General features: G+C 61.1%; 13 protein-coding genes. 5 read left to right on the top strand and 8 right to left on the bottom strand.

The features are described 5' to 3' along the window. The first annotated feature begins 179 nt into the window (after window positions 1–179). Together ftsH and SH292x_RS19755 are read left to right on the top strand one after the other, a co-directional pair. The gene (gene ftsH / locus SH292x_RS19750) at window positions 180–2,261 is read left to right on the top strand and encodes an ATP-dependent zinc metalloprotease FtsH (RefSeq protein ID WP_442482744.1); all 2,082 of its coding nucleotides are present in this window, start codon (window positions 180–182) and stop codon (window positions 2,259–2,261) included. A gap of 205 nt (window positions 2,262–2,466) precedes the next feature. Then, window positions 2,467–2,856, top strand: a complete 390-nt coding sequence (locus tag SH292x_RS19755; RefSeq protein WP_442482745.1) for a hypothetical protein — start codon at window positions 2,467–2,469, stop codon at window positions 2,854–2,856. 512 nt (window positions 2,857–3,368) lie between these two features. On the opposite strand, the gene SH292x_RS19760 is transcribed toward SH292x_RS19755, so the two are convergent. Together SH292x_RS19760 and SH292x_RS19765 are read right to left on the bottom strand one after the other, a co-directional pair. After that, window positions 3,369–4,277: a hypothetical protein gene (locus tag SH292x_RS19760; protein ID WP_442482746.1), complete on the bottom strand. Its 909-nt coding sequence runs from the start codon at window positions 4,275–4,277 to the stop codon at window positions 3,369–3,371. Between the two features lie 556 nt (window positions 4,278–4,833). Continuing rightward, on the bottom strand, window positions 4,834–5,706 hold the full coding sequence (locus SH292x_RS19765) for a hypothetical protein (RefSeq protein WP_442482747.1): 873 nt from the start codon (window positions 5,704–5,706) through the stop codon (window positions 4,834–4,836). Window positions 5,707–6,130: 424 nt separating this feature from the next. Between SH292x_RS19765 and SH292x_RS19770 the strand changes: the two genes are divergently transcribed. Further along, window positions 6,131–6,649, top strand: coding sequence for an SMI1/KNR4 family protein (locus SH292x_RS19770; RefSeq protein WP_442482748.1), 519 nt, complete (start codon window positions 6,131–6,133; stop codon window positions 6,647–6,649). 215 nt (window positions 6,650–6,864) lie between these two features. Here the strand turns inward: SH292x_RS19770 and SH292x_RS19775 are convergent, their stop codons facing one another. From SH292x_RS19775 to SH292x_RS19785, 3 genes are read right to left on the bottom strand one after another with little or no spacing between them, the layout of a single operon-like run. After that, entirely contained in the window at window positions 6,865–8,583 is a 1,719-nt protein-coding gene (locus SH292x_RS19775; protein ID WP_442482749.1) for a Kelch repeat-containing protein, read from the bottom strand. 58 nt (window positions 8,584–8,641) lie between these two features. Then, the gene (locus SH292x_RS19780; RefSeq protein WP_442482750.1) at window positions 8,642–10,792 is read right to left on the bottom strand and encodes a DUF1559 family PulG-like putative transporter; all 2,151 of its coding nucleotides are present in this window, start codon (window positions 10,790–10,792) and stop codon (window positions 8,642–8,644) included. Window positions 10,793–10,829: 37 nt separating this feature from the next. Beyond that, window positions 10,830–11,579, bottom strand: coding sequence for a PEP-CTERM sorting domain-containing protein (locus SH292x_RS19785; RefSeq protein WP_442482751.1), 750 nt, complete (start codon window positions 11,577–11,579; stop codon window positions 10,830–10,832). A 201-nt stretch (window positions 11,580–11,780) separates the two neighbouring features. Between SH292x_RS19785 and SH292x_RS19790 the strand changes: the two genes are divergently transcribed. Then, a complete protein-coding gene (locus SH292x_RS19790) occupies window positions 11,781–12,554 on the top strand; it encodes a tetratricopeptide repeat protein (protein ID WP_442482752.1) in 774 nt (257 codons plus the stop codon). A gap of 60 nt (window positions 12,555–12,614) precedes the next feature. Here the strand turns inward: SH292x_RS19790 and pckA are convergent, their stop codons facing one another. Together pckA and SH292x_RS19800 are read right to left on the bottom strand one after the other, a co-directional pair. Beyond that, window positions 12,615–14,210 (bottom strand): phosphoenolpyruvate carboxykinase (ATP), encoded by a 1,596-nt coding sequence (gene pckA / locus SH292x_RS19795; protein WP_442482753.1) that lies wholly within the window; start codon window positions 14,208–14,210, stop codon window positions 12,615–12,617. A 267-nt stretch (window positions 14,211–14,477) separates the two neighbouring features. Then, window positions 14,478–17,648 (bottom strand): CHAT domain-containing protein, encoded by a 3,171-nt coding sequence (locus SH292x_RS19800; RefSeq protein ID WP_442482754.1) that lies wholly within the window; start codon window positions 17,646–17,648, stop codon window positions 14,478–14,480. Window positions 17,649–17,934: 286 nt separating this feature from the next. Between SH292x_RS19800 and SH292x_RS19805 the strand changes: the two genes are divergently transcribed. After that, window positions 17,935–18,183, top strand: a complete 249-nt coding sequence (locus SH292x_RS19805; RefSeq protein WP_442482755.1) for a hypothetical protein — start codon at window positions 17,935–17,937, stop codon at window positions 18,181–18,183. Between the two features lie 33 nt (window positions 18,184–18,216). Here the strand turns inward: SH292x_RS19805 and SH292x_RS19810 are convergent, their stop codons facing one another. Beyond that, entirely contained in the window at window positions 18,217–19,356 is a 1,140-nt protein-coding gene (locus SH292x_RS19810) for a GNAT family N-acetyltransferase (protein WP_442482756.1), read from the bottom strand. Between the last annotated feature and the right edge of the window lie 162 nt (window positions 19,357–19,518).

Genomic DNA, 19,518 nt, shown 5'->3' on the forward strand with positions numbered 1-19,518 from the left:
AAGCTGGGACGGGACGCCGTGCGTTGCTCCCACGCTCGAATGCCCCTACCATGAACCATTGGCACACCTTGTGCGTTAGCTATGTAGGACAACCGTAGCACACACCCCCGACTCGCGGCCCCCGCCCACCTGTGGCTAACCCGTCAAGTCGCTAGCCTGCCGCCCGTGGCGAGGAATCGATGGAAAACCCTTCTAACTCCCCCAATTCCGACCGCAAATCCTCCAACCAAGGGGGAGGCAACTTTGTCTGGTACCTGGTGGCGGTGGGCCTTGGCCTGATGCTGATCGTTGGCATGCTGGCCTCGGGAAAGCAGCTCGATATTTCGTCGAGCGACCTAGAACGACTCATCGTTGCTAGCAAAACCGTCGACACCGATGGCCCCGAAGCCGATCGCCATCCAGCCTGGATCATCGTCGAGCGTAAGGACGGCGATGTCACTTACGAGTACAAACTGTCCGCCCTGCGTGACCTGGTAGTCGGCGAAAATCTGGTGACCGGTCATGTGGTCGAAGAACTGATCCGCGCCACCGGCAAAGGCGCCAAGCTCGACCCCACCGCCACCAAGGCCGAGGAGAAGCGATTCCGCACCTACCGCGTCCCCGACGATGGGCTGGTGACTTTGCTGCGCGAGAACAAGTTCAACGACTGGCAAGCCCAGCGGCCCGAGAGCCCGCTGATGAATTACCTGCCGGCGCTGGTGATCATGATGGTGATCGTCGGCCTGTTCGTGTTCATGATCCGCCGCATGGGCGGAGCGGGTTCGCCGATGGCGTTTGGTCGCAGTCGCGGCAAGCTCTACGCTCAAGAAGACATTGAAATCACGTTCGACGACGTCGCCGGCATCGAAGAGGCCGTCGACGAACTTCGCGAAGTGGTCGACTTCCTCAAGAACCCCGAGCGCTACCAGCGGCTTGGTGGTCGCATTCCCCGTGGTGTGCTGCTGGTCGGCCCTCCCGGTACGGGTAAGACGCTGCTCGGCAAAGCCGTGGCGGGTGAGGCGGGCGTGCCGTTCTTTTCGATCAGCGGTTCGGACTTCGTGGAGATGTTCGTCGGCGTCGGTGCCGCGCGTGTTCGCGACATGTTCCAGCAAGCCGAGGCGAAGGCTCCCTGCATCATCTTCATCGACGAACTCGACGCCCTGGGCAAAACCCGCGGCAGCGGCAATCTGGGTGGCCATGACGAGCGCGAGCAAACGCTCAACGCCTTGCTCGTCGAGATGGACGGCTTCGGCACCAATAGTGGCGTGATCGTCATGGGTGCGACGAACCGCCCCGAGACGCTCGACCCCGCGCTGCTGCGGCCCGGTCGTTTCGATCGCCACGTGCTGGTCGATCGCCCCGACGTTGGTGGCCGCGAAGAGATCCTCGAAGTCCACTTGCAAAAGATCAAAGTCGACGCCGATGTCGACGTGAAGGCGCTTGCCGCCATTACGGCCGGTTTCGTCGGTGCCGACCTGGCAAACATGGTCAACGAAGCCGCGTTGCTCGCTGCCCGCAACGGCAAAGAGCTAGTCGGCATGGAAGAGTTCAACGAAGCGGTCGAGCGCGTGAGCGTCGGCCTGGAGAAGCGAAGCCGCATCATTCAGGAAGACGAGAAGCTCCGCCTCGCCTATCACGAGGCTGGCCACGCGCTGGTGGCGTACTCGCTGCCCAATACCGACCCCGTGCACAAAGTTTCGATCATTCCGCGTGGTCTGGGCGCGCTCGGCTACATGATGCAGCGGCCTGAGAAAGACCGCTTCATGATGACCCGCGGCCAACTAGAGAGCGACATCCAGGTCTGCCTCGCCGGTACGATCGCGGAAGAAATCGTGTTCGACGACGTGGCGAACGGCGCGACGAGCGACCTCGAGCGCTCGACCGAGTCGGCCCGCGCGATGGTGATGGACTACGGCATGAGCCGCCTGGGACGGATTAAGTTCCGCGAAGGTGGCCGTGGCATGTTTCTCGCCGGCAGCGAAGGACCTGCGACGCGTTACTACAGCGAGCAAACGGCCCGCGAGATCGATCAGGAAGTGAAGCGAATCATCGACGAGCAGCTCGATCGCACGCGGGGCATCCTCGAGTCGCGCCGCCCGGCCCTCGATGCGATTGCCAACGCGCTGATTGAAGTCGAAGTGATCGACGGGGCAAAGCTCCGCGAGATCATCGAGCAAGCGAACCCGAGCCCGCGGTTGGTGCCGGGTACGGGTTCGGAGCGCAAACCCACCCCGCCCGCTCCCGCCTCGCCGACGAGCGAAGGCGAAGTCGCCGAAGGTTGAGCAGCGTCTTATGTCCCGTAGCCGGACTCGCGAGAGTTCGGGAGGTGATCGAGGTGCGCCCGAAGTCTTGCGACATCGGCTACAAGGGATAACGCGCCGCTTAGTTTCTCTGGAGCGCATAACCCGCACGAGCTGAACCGCAATTTCAGAGAATCTCGCGCGGAGGTTGCTTTACGGCTCAAGCTGGTTTAATCAGCATGGAGGAATGAACCGCAACGACTCCATCGCCGACGTGCTCCAGAGCCTTCCCTCCGCGACCGTACCGTGGCTGTTGGTCACGGGGCTGACGTTTATAACGGCGGCGCAGTTCGTGACGATGGCCCCCGTGATGGTGGGCGTGGGGACGCTGATGCTCGGGTCGACGCTCGCTATTCAGCACCGCGTCCCGTCGCAACTTCGCCTGCTAGTCGTCACCGCGAATCTGATCGTCTACCTGGGCCTCTACGCCCTGTTCCTCGGCGCCCTCATTCACCAGACCACACTGTGGATGCCAATCGCCCCGCCCTGGTTCCGCCTCACGGATCTCGGTGCCAGCCTGTGGTTGGTGATCTTAAGTTTGCAAGTTGGCGTGCGGCAGATTCAAGCGGCGATTTAGCTTGGGCGTTCTGCCAACCTTGATGAGCGTGCGATTGGGTGCCGACGTCCTCGGGCTGCGGTACTGCGGAGCCTTGAGTGTAAGGCTCTCAGTCGCGTGGGGATGAAGGTGACTTCGGCGTTTCACGCCGAAGCGTCGTAGAGCCTGGCGATATTTCGCTGAGGTGATGTGCACTTCAGCCGCGTAGAACTTGGGTCAACAGACGGCGGTTGGGCACACCGATGTTACCAAGGAATCTGCGAAACTGCACGAGGTGTGTCATCGAGATGGACACCTCTGTTAATTGGCGTCGCACGTAACTCAACTCAGGTGGTCCAGCCGCTGCGAGTTGATCCGATCAAAGCAACGTTGCGTCGGTCTCGGTACCGCTGTCTGTTCGATGCCGGCCACATGAGCGCGGTTGGCAGAAGAAGATCAGTTAGCGGAAAGGCTCTACCGAAGAGTAAGAATATTACACATTAAGAGATGGAAATACGAACTGACGTAACCGATGAGCGTTGATTCCTACTTGATCAATAACGTTTGCGTATCACAGCAAGGCAGAATACTGCCGCAGCGCTCAGTGCGAAGGAAGTCGGCTCTGGAGCGACTATGCTGTCAGTAAGATATGGGCTAGCCGCTTGGGTATCACCAAAATGGTCCCGCCACACGTAGTAATCCTGGATAGTAACATCGGGGTTGCTGTTATCTCCGACACCCATAATCGTCGCTTCGGAACCACCGAGATTGTCGCGCCACACAGTGTAGTCGGCTAAGTTCACGATGCCATCGGCATTGAAATCGCCAGCAGTTGGCGTGGTTCGAACCAACCAGGACGCGGTTGTTTCATACGCCTCCCCTCTTTCCATATTGAAGCTTAAAAACACGCCGTCGTCATCGTCGATGTTCGTTCCAGGGTTGTCATCTAGCACGACTCTAATTGGCATGTTTCGTTCGAATTCGTCTATGACGAAGGTGTCTGTGAATCCGACGACCTGATAGCGATTGCCGATTTGCTGAATGCGTGTGAACCCGAACATATCGACGAGTTCGGACAATTGATCGCCTTGATGCGTCCCCTCTGTCCTTCGCGAATCGGGCCCCAATGACAATACGCTCGGTGACCAGGGACTCACGGAAAACCCGTTGTTGTCAATTAAGTGCAAGACTTCGTTTGTCGAGGCGTATCGGAACCCCTCGAACTGACCGCCGGGCGCCAATTGCGATGACACTTCATCAAAACTCATCCCGCGCGTCCAGCCGGCATGAAGGAAGTCCAGCCCTTGAACCGTGTCTCGCACGATAGATTCAATACTACCCGGATACGCTCCACGGGGCTCTGGGTATTCAACGGGTGGTCTCGGCGTGCCGATCGCGTAGATTATCACGCTCGCACGAGTTGCATGAGGAAGTGCAGGCAACAGCACAAAAGCGGCGATCAATCTGATCAGCAGACAGGAACGCCTACTGGGGTAGGAAATTGGTGAGGTAGGCATCCGTTCAGAGTGCTTTTCGAAGATAACCAGGAACAATTCCAGCTTGCTAACGACAGTTTATCAGCTGTATTACGTACATACAACAAACTCATTTACCCCCCCAGTTTGCAAGACGTTGAAAAGCGGCCGCCCCGGGGCAGCTTGAAATCTCGACGTACCCAAAGTGGTGTTTCTAAGCACATAGCACGCGATCTGCATTCACTGCTAATTTCGATTAGCTGGAGGGCCAATTTAAGGCGGATGCATGGCCCGCCATCTGAGGAAATTTCTGACTACGGCGCAGAAGTGGCCAAGACCGACGCGTCAAAGCTCGCCGCTCAAACGAGCGAGGTTGTCACAACCGCTGGCTGGAATGGAACTTCCGAACGCGCGTCGGTGCAGCTCACCTCGGTCAGGTTCAAAGCTCCGCCAACTGCCTCGGCTTCATCGACCGACGCTCTGTCCCGCGGATGGCTTAAGCGAACTAGGTAGAGCAACGAATTGGCATCACCAAAGCCACCGCTTACCGAGGCTCCGTAATCTCAAACACCTTCGCATGCTCTAGATCGCTCACCAGGTAACTCGGACCTAGTTTGCAATCGTCAGGGCAGGGTTTAACGAGATGGTCGCCGACGGTGAGCGTTAGCCACGTCTCGCCCGATTGGAGTTGCTTCCGTTCGTCCGCAGACAACGCCACGCGATATTCCCCTTGCGGACTGACATCGCCAAGCGGTATCCCTGGTTTCTCGGCATCGTCCCACAGGGTCACGCTAACGTTTCTCCAGTCTCGGAAGTCCAACTTCGGTTGCGCGTCCTTAAACGCTAACTTGGCGAACTGAAGAGATCGCTTTGGTGGCTCGATAGCGTTTGCGATCGGCCATCCATCTACTTCGCTCCTAATGCAAAGCTGATCTGCAATGGGCACCTTCTCCCACCAGTCGCGGGAAGCGTCAGGATCGACGTAGATCGCTAGCGCTGGCTCGAAGGTCTCCACAGAGCCACGCCTCTGCTCAATCGCGCGGGCAAGTCCACCGGCATGCTCCAGAGTTACGTTGCAAACAATCCCTTCACCATGAAAAGACTTGGTGCGGAGTGGCCCCGGCTTGATGGTGATCACATGATCGCGAAGTCGCATTTCGGAGAAGAGCTCAACGAGTTCCCGTAGCTCTCGCGGGTTGGCCTTGAAGTAGAAGTTCTCGCCGCCATTTACCCACGTGGAGTAGATGCGACTGTTGTGGTCCACCACTTTGATCATTCCCGCGGGCCAGCCTGGCTGCTCCGCGCTAGGGTGCCCTATCTCCAAGGCGGAACCGAACTGCTCCATGCCCAGGCCAAACGCTGGTGAAGGTCCCAGTAGGAGAGTCACGGCTAAGAGCGAGAACGTCAGCGACTTCATGACGCAGCATCCTTCCTGGACGGAACACGCAAGGCCGGAGGGGCGTCCTCAGAGTATCCGTGCCGCTGCGACACGGCAAGTTCATTCTTTCCCCGCGACTTTCTGAGAAGTACCACACGTCGCGCACCGCGGACGACGTGCTCGGTGAGAGTGATCTGTTCCACAAACGGCCGAGAGGAAGGCCAAGTAGCCGGAATTATAGCCCTACGTGTCTGCTCTCCGCGGGGGCCCTCTACAAACAAGCTTCTTCGATACTTCTGAAGAGTGATTGGCCCGTGCTGCCGATCTAAGCCCGTATTCGTGGGCTAGAATTGCTTAGATGGAAGTCCACTAGGTGAAGTGAAGGCGTTCTAGGCACCTGGAGCGGACGGACATAAACGCTGCGGCCTCGGTGGGTCATAGTGGGATGAAAGGGGTTGCGACCGTGTACGACATTATTCTGTTTATCACCGTAGTGACGCTAATCTACATCGCCCTCCCCGTCTCGATCCTGCTTGCCCGGGACTGGTTGGAACGCCCTTCGAAACAGCAGCTCCATGAGCACGCGCGGCGATTTCAGCACCGGCTGCATCATCCCGATTTCGCTGCCGTTCAGGCGCACTTTGGCCGGCCGCTCCCGTCCTGTGTGGAATCGCTCTACCGCGATCAGCAGGAGTTGAATCGAACGGACTTTGACGTGGCCGCCGTGTTAGATGCCGCCGAGCAAAATCGATGGTACATCGCCTTCTACCAGCCAGCGGATGGCGAGTCAGTAAGTTTCGCATGGCCAGACGTGGAAAAGTACTTCGCGTTCGCCGACGACGGCTTCGGGAATGGATACTTAATCGACCCCGCTGAGAGCGATCCTGAAGTTTTGTTCCACGACCACGAAACTGGCGAGCTCTCGCGAGTCTGCGACCGCTTCACCGAGTTCATGCAATGGCCGCGGTTACACGAGAGTTAAGAAGGACACCCGATGAACGCGATTGCTTCCTACTACCGAAGCGGGAACGCATTTCAGCAGACGCATGGTGTCGAACGTCAGATCCCACCAACAATGGCCTCACGAAAAGGCAGGCTCAGTCCTTCCATGGGCGCGCAAAAAAAAGGCAGGAGCTCGACGACCGAACTCCCGCCTTCTTAGTTTTTTTTATTGCTAGTTGGAATCGTGAAGCGATTTTACTTCGCCCCCAGCTCGACCCATTCGCTATCCGGCGCGTGGGTGCGACGCTTGAGCGAGGCGCCGCCGATCATCAGCAGGCGGTTTTCGCCGGCGGGGAGTAGGCGGTGGAAGAAACGCTTGTCGGCGTGCTGGGCGACTTCCTGCCATTCCTTCATGTCGTCCGACAGCGTGTAGACAACGCCCGAGCTGCCGCTGACGTAAAGCTTGCCTTCGTGATTCCAGGCCGAGACGCCGAAGCCCTGCATGCCGTCGCCGGGCAGTTCGGGGAGCTTGCTCCATTCGCCCGACTCAAGGTCGAGTGCGTCGGCTTCTCGGGAGATCTCGCCCGCTTCGTCGATGCCACCGATGACGACCAGCGAGTTGCCGGCATAACCCGCGGCCAATGCGCGGCGGAGGAACGGGGGCTCGGTAATCGACTGCCAGCCTGCGTCGACGTTGTTGAGGTCGATCTTCCAAGCGGTTTCGAGCCACTCGCCATCCTCGGTGCCGGCGAGCGTCCAACCACCGACGACGTACATCACACCATCGACCACCACGGCGTCGTGCGAGCTGCGGGCTTCGGGGAGCTTGGGCAGTGCGGTCCACTTGTTCGTTTCGGGATCGAACACCGAGAAGGTATCGACCGAGTTCATGTCGGTATCTTCCTCTTCGCTGTTACGCGAGTGCATGCCACCAACGCGATAAACCTTGCCTTCGTGGGGCACCAGTGCGAGGCCTTGCAGCGGGCCCTCCATCGGCAGTTCCTGCCATTCGCCACCTTCAAGCGGCAGGCGGTAGAAATTCTGCGAGTAGTGTTCCTTCGAGTGACTGTGGGCCGGGCCGATGTGGCCGCTGTAGACGTAGACGTAACCATCCGCCACCGCGGCACCAAAGCTGGCCACACCTTGCGGCAGTGGCGTGAGGGCCGAGGGGACGGGGGGGGCAGCGGCCGCGGCCTTTTCGGCGGCGTCGGCTTTCTCTGCGGCGGCCTTCTCCGCGGCATCCTTTTCACTGTCCGAAACCGATGCGTCCGAAGTCTTCGCACCGTCGATGTTGGTGGTGAGCGTCAGGTAGTGCGAGATGCTGGTGTACTTGTCGCCATCCACTTCGCCCTCAGCATCTTCGGTCACCGCGACGATGAAACCAATCTTGCCCGCGGCGATGTTGTAGAACTTCACAACGCCATCTTTGCCGGTCTCTTTGTCGGCGGTCTCGCCCGAGGGATCGATCAGCGTGACGCCGGCTCCTTCGACGGGCTTGCCATCGCGAGTGACGGTCAGAGCCACGCCGCGGTCGATCAGCGACGGACGGGCATCGATGGCGAAGCCTTTGGGCGCGGCCTTGTTCTCCGCGGGGGCGGCCTGAGCCAAGTCGCCCGCGTAGTGCTTGACGTAGTAGGTCAGCAGCGTGCCGTGGTAGTTGCCGTAGGTGCAATGCGAGGTAAGCACGCCGGTGTCGACGGCCTTGGGCTCGCTACGCAGGCCGATGAAGTCGTCCTCTTCGACCTTGGCAACAGCGAGGTCCTGGGGCTCGCCGCCGATCGCCTGGTACTGAACCTTGGCCTTCGCAAGCGGAGCCGGCAGCTTGTAGTCCATCTGGTCGGGGGTCTCGCCGAAGAACAACAGCGCGCGACCTTCGTCGTCGGACGAAAGCCAAGTGAAGTGGGCCTGGGCGAAAGTGGGGAGCGTCGCCAGCAGGGCGAGTGTGGCAACGCGAATCAAGAACCGAGAGTTCATATCAGGGAAATCCTAAGAATTGCAGAGAGGCGAAGCGGACGAAGTCGCGCCGGCCAAGTTAAGGTAGGTGTTCGGTTTCGCCACCCTCGCGGGTGACCATGGCGCGACGCACGTCGGGGTTCGAGTCGTCGCTGACGAAGTGGACGGAGCCATCGAGGTAGACAAATTGTACCCCGCCCACATGGTCGCTACGATAGCTGCGGCTGCTGTCGGGGGCGACGTATTGCTCGCTGTTGTTGAAAATCTGAGGTGTCGAGGCGGCCATGTGTCCCCAGGCTTGCAGCCAGTACCCTTCAGCCCAGGCGTAGGACGAACGCTTGCCGGCGGTCCCCCCTTTTTCGACGCTGGTCGGGGGCTCCAAGTGATCGAAGGCGTAGTTGATCTCGCCCGCGAGGAATGTCCGCGAGGTGCCATCGAGGATGTTCTTCACGCTCAGCCGGTAGCGGCCATTCTTCTTCACGTCGCCGAACGCGCCATTGTTGGTAAATGGGACATAGTCGGTACGCGTCGAAATGATGTAGCTGCCGGGGGCCAGCGGCTTTCCACCGTCGGCAGGTGCGCTTGCCGGGAGCCTCATGCTCGGGCAGAGGTAGGTGTCGATGGTGCCGGTCGTGACCGGCGAATTGACCGGATCGTAGATGGACTTGGTAGTGTCGTAGCTGTCGAAACGAGTGCCTTGCTCCAAGTAGGGAAGGAGCAACACCCACGTGCTGCCGAGCGTGGTGGTATTGGCGTCGCCCAGCTTTGGGGGTGGCAAGTGGCCGTTGGTGTCGTGGAAGTTGATGGTCGCGATACCGATTTGGCGGAGGTTGTTGCTGCAACTCATTCGCCGCGCCGCCTCGCGAGCGGCCTGAACCGCCGGCAACAATAGCGCCACCAGCACACCGATGATGGCGATCGAAACCAGCAGTTCGACCAGCGTGAACGCCGTGCGGCCGCTGCGGTGAGATCGAACCTTTGGGTGCCGAGCACCAGCGACACCAGCCAACGCGAGCAACGTCATGACGACCCCCGCGGGCTCGGGCACCGAGACGGGGACTAGTGTTCCCACCGGAGGCGTTCCCGCACCCAGGTTATCTCGCCAAATTGTGTAGTCGGCCAAGTTCACCACTCCGTCGCTATTACCGTCCGCACCAATTCCAGGTGGTTCCACTGAAAGACCAAACTGCGATTTCCATGTTGTGTAGTCTCCGGTATCGACGTACCCATTGCCGTCAAAATCTCCAGCCAAAAAATCGCTGGCGATGCTGTAGGTGATGGTCAGCGTGGCGGCCTCGGCACCGGCAATCGGAAAGGCACCGTTGCCCGGCGTCGACTCTTTCATCAACCACTGTGGGTAGGGAGGTGCACCGCTGCCGCCTAGCTCTTCGGTGGGGTGAAGCGAGGACAGCATGAAACCGATCGAACCCGCGGCGAGCGACTGTTGAACATACTCCCGCACGCCGCTCGCATCCAAGTCTAAATTGAACTCGAATGTGGTGAAGTTCGGCACCGCGGCGCCAGGTGCCAAGTCGGTAGTGCCGATGGCCCATGGAGTTGCGTCAAAAGGTGCGGTGGTGCCCGTTGGTTCGGTGGCACTGAATCCGCCGGTCACGTTGTTAGAAACGTCGCGATAGCCATCCGACCCGTCGCCCACCACAGGGTAGGCCACGTAGCCACCCAGCGAGTCGGAATAGGGGGACGTCGACTCGCCGAATCGCTCGCCCGTTTGATCCGGCCCCAAGGCAAAGCCTTCGAGGTCGCCCCGAAAGCCGACGCCGAACAGTTCCATGGCTTGCTGTGCCGAGGGTCCCGCACCGGCGTACTCGGCGAGGTGCTGGGCGTTGGTCTTCGCCGAGGGTTGGTAGAGCAGCGACTGAGTATCGCTGGTACCGTTTTGCACCATGGCTGTGACGGTGACAGACTCAATGACGTAGCGCGAAGGATCGAGCGATGGCTCGATATTCCCGGAGGTCTCAAACGCCAAGAGCGACATTGCGTAGCGAGCAGGCTCGTCGGCGGTTCGTGGGAGGAACGCTCCCGACTGGAAGGGGAGATTACTGTAGGTTGGTCCCTGGCGTCGCGCACCAACCGCCCCACCGTAGACGTAGAACCACACATCCATCGATGGTTGCGACCAACTGCCGACCTGCGCGGCCTGGCCGCTGGCGGTATAACCGCCGAGCAGCAAGACCGTCGTGATTGCTAGGCAACCGAAGTGTCGGCACATGTGAGAATCTCGGGCGTTGAGCACCAGAGCACCTTCCTTAACGCACAGCTCGATGAAGCCCAAGGCGACCCGCCACCAGGAGCATGCCAATGCCAATCAGCATGATGGTGGAGGGCTCGGGGACGTGAACGCTCACTTTATCGAGTTCGAACATCAGCGGAGCGGCGAGTTGCTCGGGGGTGAGGCCAGCGGGGCGATTGACGCTGATTTGAATGTTGCCAATGCCTGTGCCGCCGTGAGCACTGCCGAAGACGGCTCCGTAAGGATCAGCCAACGACCCCGCCGATCCATAAGAAATGATCTCGCTGCTTCCGCGGTTGAGGTCCAGGACGACCTCGGTCCACACACCCGGCTGAACCAACTGTCCGTTGGTCACCGAGGCCCCGCGGTTGTTGCCGGAGTTCGCAAAGCGAGTGAAAAGCTCGAGAGCAACCGGAGCGTTGTGCTTAAAGAAGTAGGAGAAGCTTGTGTAACCTTCGTCAATCCAGTTGGCGACGAAGGCGTCGTTGCTGGAGTTGATGCTGTTCTCTCCGCGGAAGAGAATCGCCGTCGCAGTGCCGCCAAAGCCAACTGTAAAATTGTTGAAGGTGAGCGAGTCGTTGCGGATGAAGCCGCTACCATCGGGCCCACCGGCAGCTTGATAGCTGGGAGCACCGTAAGTGCCTGTCGCCCACTGCGACGTGCTCGTGGCGAAGTCTTCGGTGAACGCAATAGGCTGCTGTGCCGCGGCGTGAACGCCCATGCTGCACGCGACCAAACAAACAACGCTGACAGTTCGCCACATCATTACGCTCGACTCCTCAAAGTTGCACTCGGCTTAGTGAATCCTGTTAACACATCTCGTCGCGAGGCATCTTGCCAGCTAGGTATTGCGACTGCGTCTCAATAACAATAAGATATCCGCCGTTGGCTGGGTGTCAAGATGATCTCCTGACTCCAAACCCTCCAAAAACACGGCACTTTTCGCGAAGCCCCGAAAAAACTCAAGATGGACTGCGAAAAATCATCCCAGCCGAACTCCGCGGTCGAGCGGGCGACCAATCTCGCGGGGCATGGATTTCTGAAAGGGGCGATCGACGTGCTCGAAGTCGAGCTCGCTCGCGCGCCCGACGACGGAAAGGCTTGGCAGCTCCGCGGCGAGCTGCTTCATCAAGCGGGCGACTTCGCCACGGCGCTCGACAACATGGAGCGGGCCCAGCTGCTGGTGCCTCTCACGCAAAGGGGCCAACTGGTACTCGCCGACTGCTACGCTCGATGTGGCCACAAGGAGCCAGCGAAATTTGCGTACGAATTGCTCGCGGGCGAGGCGGAACTCGACGCCACGGTGGCAATACAGGTGCAGCAGGGACTGGGCTCTCTAGGCGAATGGCGTGAAGCGGCGAAACTTTGCCGGCGTGTGCTTGAGCAGACTCCCGATGACGACCAGGCTCTGTTTGCCCTCGCTCGGGCGCTGCTGCAGCTGGGACAACCCTCGGAGACCGCGGTACCACTGCTTCGCCGGGCGGTGTACCTTGCCCCGCACGTCGAACAGTACCGCGTCGCCCTGGTGACGCAGCTTGTCGACCAAGGACGCTGCGACGAGGCGTACGCGGAATTGGAACTGCTGCCGGTCGGCGAGCTGAAGCACGTCTGCTGCAAGGGTTGCTTACGACGGCTGCTGGAACTCGCCGTGCTCCATGGCGACAGCGGACGGGCGGCGGCGTTTGCAGCGCAGCTGGCGAAGTTCGCCGAGCAGGGGGCTTCGGCGCATGGCGGCGAGTAACTATGACCGAACGCCAGCGCGGAGGGCCTGGCCCTCCGGCTAGCGCTGATCTTTCCGTTATTACACCGCTGCGGCGACGTTTGGTCCCGCCGCTTTGATGGCATCGGAGGCTCCCTCTTCGAACTTCTTGAAGTTCTCGACAAATAAGCCCGCGAGCTTCGCGGCGGTTTCGTCGAAGGAGTCTTTGTCGTCCCACGTGTGCTTCGGGAACAAGATGCCGTCGGGGACGCCATCGCAGGTCACCGGGACTTCGAAGCCGAAGACGGGGTCGACCATGGTCTCGGCGTCGGCCAGCGACCCATCGTGAATGGCGTCGATGATCGCGCGGGTGTACTTCAGGCTCATCCGTTCGCCGGTGCCGTAAGCGCCGCCGCTCCAGCCGGTATTGATGAGGTAGGCCTTCGCGCCGTGCTTGCGCATCTTCGAGGCTAAGAGTTCGGCGTACTTCGAAGGATGCCACACCAAGAACGGGGCGCCGAAGCAAGCACTAAAGGTCGCCTCGGGTTCGGTCACGCCGACTTCGGTGCCGGCGACCTTGGCGGTGTAGCCACTGATGAAGTGGTACATCGCCTGCTCGGGCGACAGCTTCGACACGGGGGGCAGCACGCCAAATGCATCGCAGGTCAGGAAGATGATATTCTTCGGGTGCCCACCGATGCACGGGATCTTGGCGTTGGGAATGTACTCGATGGGGTACGCGGCCCGCGTGTTCTGGGTGATCGAGCAGTCGTGGTAGTCGACTTCGCGGGTTTCGCGACTGACCACCACGTTCTCGAGCACGGTACCGAACTTGATCGCGCCGAAAATCTCCGGCTCCTTCTCGGCCGACAGGTCGATGCACTTGGCGTAGCAACCACCTTCGATGTTGAACACGCCGTCGTCGCTCCAGCAGTGCTCGTCGTCGCCAATCAGGGCGCGGTGCACGTCGGCGGACAGGGTGGTCTTGCCAGTGCCGGACAAGCCGAAGAACAACGAGACGTCTCCCTTGGGACCTTCGTTGGCCGAGCAGTGCATGGAGAGCACACCCTGCTTGGGCATCAGGTAGTTCATGACGGTGAAGATGCCCTTCTTCATCTCGCCAGCGTACTGCGTGCCCAGGATGACGAACTCGCCGGTCGCGAAGTTCAAGGCGACGCTAGTCTTGGTTTCCACGCCTTCGACACGAGGATCGGCGTCGGCCTTACCGGCGTTGAAGATCACGTAGTCGGGCTCGCCGAACACCTTGAGCTCCGCCTTGGTGGGGCGGATCAGCATGTTGTGCATGAACAGGGCGTGGTAGCTCCGCGAGCAGATCACGCGGACCTTGATTCGCCGCTTGGGATCCCAACCGGCGTAGCCATCGAGCACAAACAGCTGCGGGCAAGTGTTAAGGTAGTCGACCGCAATCTGTCGGTTCTTATCGAACGATTCGTTGGAGAACGGAATATTGACGTTGCTCCACCACACGTCGTCTTCGCTCGAAGGCTCGCGAACCACGCGTTTGTCTTTGGGGCTACGGCCAGTCTTTTCACCCGAGTCGGCGAAAATGGCTCCGCTGCTAGTAAGCTGCTCACCATCGTCCGCCACACCGATTTCGCACAGTTCGGGGGGCGATAGATTGTGTTGAATCTTCTTGACAGTGATTCCGTATTTGGTGAGATCGACGGGAACAAACATGGCACGACTCGCGCTTAAGATCGGGGACAGCCTGACAGTTTCACAAGCGCAAGTTAATCGAAGCAACCCGCGTGCCACAACCCTGGAAGTGTGCAAGCAGCACAAATGCCGACGAATTCGCACGCGGCTCGGCGCGTGCACATGAGCACGCCGCGCGGAATCGCACGCTTAGTGCGCTGCTTGGGAGAACGCGCGACGTTCGATGGCTGTCGTTGTCCCCTCTCCCCCGACCCGGTGAGGGTCGACGGAGAGGGGGCAACTGGCTTCTCACTTTTCCGCGGGCGGTACCACGGGTGGCGCAACGGGCGGGTTTGCTGCTGGGGCTGCCCCGGGTGGCGCGGCTCCGGGGGCTCCCGCTGGTGGGGCGACTGGGGGTGCCGCGCCGGGAGCAGCACCTGGTACAGCGCCCGGTGCCGCGGGTGGCACGCCATCGACGCCGGGTTCTGGCTCCGGCGGTGCGGGATTGAAGCCGGTGTCGACGAGCAAGTAACCACTCCACAAGAACGGGTGGTCGGCTGTGACCGGATCGCTGCCTTCGGCGGGGCGTTTAAAGCGGGGTTCTTGCTCGGCATCGAGGTTCGTCCGCCGAGCCAGCGCGACGCTTCGACGCCATGCTTCGTCGGCAGTGGTGTGCGGTAGTTCGAGGACGAATTCGCGAACGAGCTCGCGACCCGTCTTGCCGCCGGTCTGCCAGCGACTCAAGAGCACGGTCTTCGCACCGCTGGCGAGCAGGCCGCAGCTAGCGTGGAACAACTCGGGGCCGGCGGACGAAGTCGCCTCGCTTCGGCCACGGCCGCGCGTTTTGAGGCCACTCTCGGCGACCGTGTGAACTCCGGCAAGAATTAAACGCTCGCAACCCGGCAGCGGCAATGTCAGCCACGAACCAAGGGTACCTCGCCCCGTTCCGCGATCGAGTGGCAATGGAATGAACGAGTACGGCTCGGCGGGATCGAGCGTTGCGTCGGCGAGCGACACGACCTGCTCCACGACCGACGCGACCAGCGGCGAAGTAACGGCCACCGGTGAGCCAATCACCACCGAGCCCGTAGCCGTGCCAGCAATCTCTTCCGCCGCCTGCTGCGGCAGAAATCCGTTTGCCCCTGAACCCGTAGCCGTGGCGATGATCGTGGTGCGGACGGGGCTGGGGCGGAACGTGTCAGGCGCGGCGTAGGCGAGTGTTGGCACGTAGCGGACCGGCGTGCGGTCGATCACCATCTCCTTGTTGCTACCGGTCGATGGCATGAGGGGCTCGATCGGTGCGTGCCACAGCACGCCATCGGGAATAACGATGAGCTCGGTAGTCTTGCCTAGGTCGAGCCGCGATTCGCCGAACAGCATGTCGCCGTATTGCACCGCCATCGGACGCCAGGCGTCGGTGGCGAGTGCTGCGGAGTCGAGTTCGCGATTGGCTCCGAAGTGGCCCATCGCACGGAGCATTTCGGCCGTCTTATCGGCAAGAGGACCGGCTTCAGGGAGTCGCCAATGGTGGTAGGCCTGCTGCGTCAAGATGAATGCGAAGTAGGAACTCGCCGACTGATGGAACATGACCACCGCTTGCCCCGGCACGAGCTTCGCCTGCACATCTTTCGCTGACATCGCTGGCGGAAGCAACAAGTCGGTCGGATCGCGGCGGAGAACGAGTTGCCTGATGAGCGACTCGCGATTCTCCGCGTTCTTCGCGAGCTTCTTGAGCGCGTTATAGCGGTCTTGCCCCACGCGACCTTCGGCATCGGCCAGGGGCTGGGCAGCGAGTTCGGCCTCGATCGCGACGGCTTCGGTCAGAAGCTTCTCGTAGTCAGGGACGCGGAGCAACAAATTGCGGCGCTCGGCAGCGGCAGTGGGCGGAAGCTTGGCCGGATCGCTTTCTAATAGATGACGAATCGCCAGCAGCCGGCCTCCCAGCGGTTGCGCCATCCAGAACCGACGCCTCTTGGTGGTGTCGGCGACGTCGATAGCGGGGAGCACTTCTTCGCGGCCGAGCGCGGCGAGCATCCATCGCCCCATCGCTCCTTCGTAGGAAGTCGAAAGGTTGGTAAGCGTGCCGAGCGGACTTGCCGCCCAATCCGCGGCTGCGGGATCGCGTAGCAGCAAGGCATAGACGTCCACGGCCACGCGAGTCGAAAGTTGACCGCCATCAACGCGCTGGTTGGCCAGCGCGATCTGTAGGTGCCGCAGCGACTGGCGGCCTTCGAGGGCGATGGCTTCGGTCGCGGCTTTATCGCCCACGGCGTCGTTGCGTTCTAGGTAAGCAATGAAGGCTTCGACGTAGCGCTTTTCGGGGGCCAGCCGACCCATGCGAAGGTCGCGGCGACGGGGCGAAACGCCCGTGAGCATGTTGGCCGCCCCCTTGGCGTCGCCCGAGGCCGCGAGTTCCTCGCCGGCGAGCAAGAAGAAGTCAGCCGAGAGATGGTGCAAATTCTGACGATCGGCCCACTGCGCGGCAACGGGTAGCGCTGGCATGACCCCTTCGCCGCCACGTGCCATCCACGCTTGGTGAGCAAGTTCGAGCGACACGCCCAGAATGTCGTAGTCTTCATAAGCAAACGCTGCGTAGCTCGCCTCGGTCGCCAAGTTAAGCGCCGCATCGGCGTTGCCCGCCTCCATGGCGATGACTGCCTGGGCATAGAGCGCGGCACCCGTCAACGGGTGATCGAACCGGCCATCCACCAGGGTCGCGCGAGTCAGGTGCGCCAGCGCTTGTTGCGATTCGCCCACGCCCTGTTGAGCAAGGCCAAGAAGTAGCTCAGTCCAGGCCGTTGACCAGTGATTGCGTTCGGTGTTGTCGCCGCGGGCGAGGGCGCCGACCAGGCTCTTGCTCATGCGATCGTGCTGGCCGAGTGGCCCGAGGATTTCGTTGCGACGACGTATGGCGAGCGCAGTTGCTCGGACGACTTCCACGACATTGAGCCGCCACATCTGGGGCGCCTGCAACTGGCCACCTTGGGCGAGGCGCTGCTCGGTGATCAGCTCGCCTTGTTGGACGAGCATCGTCTCGGTGAACACGCCGTAGGTGGGCCGGCGTGTCGAGCCACCCCATGGCGAAGTGCGACGAGCGATGTTGTTATCGGGGCGAGGATTTTGAAACCGGACGGCGATCATCCAGCGCGGGTAGCTAAGGAACAGCTCGCAAGCGGCGTCGAATTGGACGAGCGCTTCCCGGGGTCGACCCATCTGGTAGAGCGTCTCGCCGAGCATCGCGCGATAGCAAATGGAGTCGACCCAGCGAGCGAGCCCCACGCGGATGCCACCACGGACTTCGTTTTGAAACCCCCGCTCTGCCTGTTGGTACTCGCCCCGGTAGAGCTCTTCGATCGTGGCGAAGTACGAGGGACCGGGATCGGACCGGGTGCCTTGAGCCACGGCCACCGTGCCCGTAGCCGCAAGCCAGAGAGCTGCCAATGCTATCAGCCATGGGGCGGGGCGAAGTCGAGCGATCATACAAGCCTGCGGGGGTGCGTGGTGCGTCTGGGAGCTGGCGCGCGGAATCGGCGTATTCTACCATTCGCCGACAAAGGGGGCGATTTATCCAGCTTAACAGTAGGGACCCTAGGATTTGGATACGGCCGGCGATTCTGGGCAGTTCGGTCCCTCGGCCGAGACTTTTTTGCGACTTAGTTAAACCTTGACGGTCGTGAGGACGATAACGGTAGTAACGGCTGGCCAGCTAGGCGAGCCACCAACCTATTCGCAACCGAATCTTATCTGCATCGCCAGCCACATTGCCATGAACAACGCAACGGACCGACCGATGAGCCACAAACTTTCGCAAGCCGCCTGCGGCGTGGTCGTGTTGGCCTCTTTGGCGCTCACGGGCTGCCAAGGCGTGTACTCGGGCCAGGTTCTGCCAAGCCCTTGGTACTTGCAGGACGACGTGCAGTACTTTGCTCCGGGTCCCGAATTCAAGCTGGCTCGCGAAGCAGCCGCAATGGAAGAAGCCAAGGCGGAAATCGAGAGCACGCCGCAGCGTGACTAAGCGTTGCGGGAGGCGGCTAAGTAAAATAGCCGCCTACTCGGGGTCAGATCCCCCTCCGACGAACTCGACACGGCCGCGTCGCTGAAACCAGCGTGCCGCGCGAACCAACTGGGGCCGCCACGCGGTCGCCGGGACGTGCGTCACTCGTTGCCGCTCGACGCGGTGGGTGCGGATTCGCTCTTTGTACTTTTCGCTGCCGGGACCGAGGTCGAACTGCTCGTCGCCGCGGGCGAAGCTGTCTTCGACCACCCGGGCGAGTAGCGCCATGCCGACGCCGCCGACCGGCGAGTCGGGGACGTAGCCCATCCGCAGGCCACTCACCCGGCCTTGGCAGTGCGTGCCGTACCAAAACGCCACGGGGCGGCCAGCAATCCGAAGCACTGCCAGGTCCGCCATTCCAAGCCGCGTGGCCACTTCGTGCGAGTCGCGATAGAACTCCGTCAAACCAGGATGGCACAACGTGTTGCCGTCGGTCGACGAAGCTTGCCAACTCGCGCGAGCCACTTCTTCGCACTCGTCGTACAAATCCCAGCGGGCGTCCCCATCGCCATTGCGTAGTGCCAGCGGGCGAAAACGTTCGAACTCCACGCCTCCCCACTCTTCAACACGGCGGAGCGTTCGCTGCCAGCCTTGTCGCATCTTTCGAGGCAGCGTGCCGAGGTAGTTCTCCCACGTGCCCGCGCTGGCTAGGTCAATCATCGAAGTAGGGCCATGCGATTCGACCTCGGCGTTCAGGCCGACGAACTGCATCGCCCGTACGGTTCGCTCGCCACCTTCGGCTTCGTTGGCAATCCACGGCAAGTCAATTTGGTCCCAGTCGTGCGGTGTCGCCGCGATGTGCCGCATCCCCGCGATTAAGGTCGCGGTGGGGTTGGGGCCGATGGGTCCGAAGAAGGTCCCCCAGTCGTCGAGCGGGTAGGTCAGCACGCGTAGCATTGCGAGGCGATGCCGGCGTGTTTCGACGCAAAGTGGCAGGATTCCAATCGGCTGGCCGGCGGCCCGAACGACCAAGACCCGCAGTCGCTTTCCCTCGCCGAAATGCCGCCAGTAGTTTTCCAGCCAGTCGTAGGTCTGAAAATAGGTCGCACCGGGCGTCTCGGCGAACAGCGAGTTCCACAGCAGGCGACACCCGGCAAGCGAACCGAGATCGTTGATTTCAACCACTTCGGACATGAGCGACTTACCGAGAGAGGTGGCGGGGAGGATCGAGCCGTCGGTGGGAATTTCCTCCCGCGAAGTAAATGCAACCTCTATGCCGAGGGTAAGCGATAGCGCGCCTTGGTCGCCGAATAGGGACTTCGAGCCTCGGAACCGGCCTTCAGCCGTTGCCGGCCG

The sequence above is a fragment of the Aeoliella fuhlenseeensis genome (assembly GCF_052161615.1).
Taxonomy (GTDB): domain Bacteria; phylum Planctomycetota; class Planctomycetia; order Pirellulales; family Lacipirellulaceae; genus Aeoliella.

What these genes read in the sequence shown, in the direction of transcription:
- SH292x_RS19785 (WP_442482751.1), bottom strand. Translation starts at nt 11,579, where the DNA reads ATGATGTGGCGAACTGTCAGCGTTGTTTGTTTGGTCGCGTGCAGCATG.
- SH292x_RS19810 (WP_442482756.1), bottom strand. Translation starts at nt 19,356, where the DNA reads ATGTCCGAAGTGGTTGAAATCAACGATCTCGGTTCGCTTGCCGGGTGT.
- ftsH (WP_442482744.1), top strand. Translation starts at nt 180, where the DNA reads ATGGAAAACCCTTCTAACTCCCCCAATTCCGACCGCAAATCCTCCAAC.
- SH292x_RS19790 (WP_442482752.1), top strand. Translation starts at nt 11,781, where the DNA reads ATGGACTGCGAAAAATCATCCCAGCCGAACTCCGCGGTCGAGCGGGCG.
- SH292x_RS19765 (WP_442482747.1), bottom strand. Translation starts at nt 5,706, where the DNA reads ATGAAGTCGCTGACGTTCTCGCTCTTAGCCGTGACTCTCCTACTGGGA.
- SH292x_RS19755 (WP_442482745.1), top strand. Translation starts at nt 2,467, where the DNA reads ATGAACCGCAACGACTCCATCGCCGACGTGCTCCAGAGCCTTCCCTCC.
- SH292x_RS19775 (WP_442482749.1), bottom strand. Translation starts at nt 8,583, where the DNA reads ATGAACTCTCGGTTCTTGATTCGCGTTGCCACACTCGCCCTGCTGGCG.
- SH292x_RS19805 (WP_442482755.1), top strand. Translation starts at nt 17,935, where the DNA reads ATGAACAACGCAACGGACCGACCGATGAGCCACAAACTTTCGCAAGCC.
- SH292x_RS19800 (WP_442482754.1), bottom strand. Translation starts at nt 17,648, where the DNA reads ATGATCGCTCGACTTCGCCCCGCCCCATGGCTGATAGCATTGGCAGCT.
- pckA (WP_442482753.1), bottom strand. Translation starts at nt 14,210, where the DNA reads ATGTTTGTTCCCGTCGATCTCACCAAATACGGAATCACTGTCAAGAAG.
- SH292x_RS19780 (WP_442482750.1), bottom strand. Translation starts at nt 10,792, where the DNA reads ATGTGCCGACACTTCGGTTGCCTAGCAATCACGACGGTCTTGCTGCTC.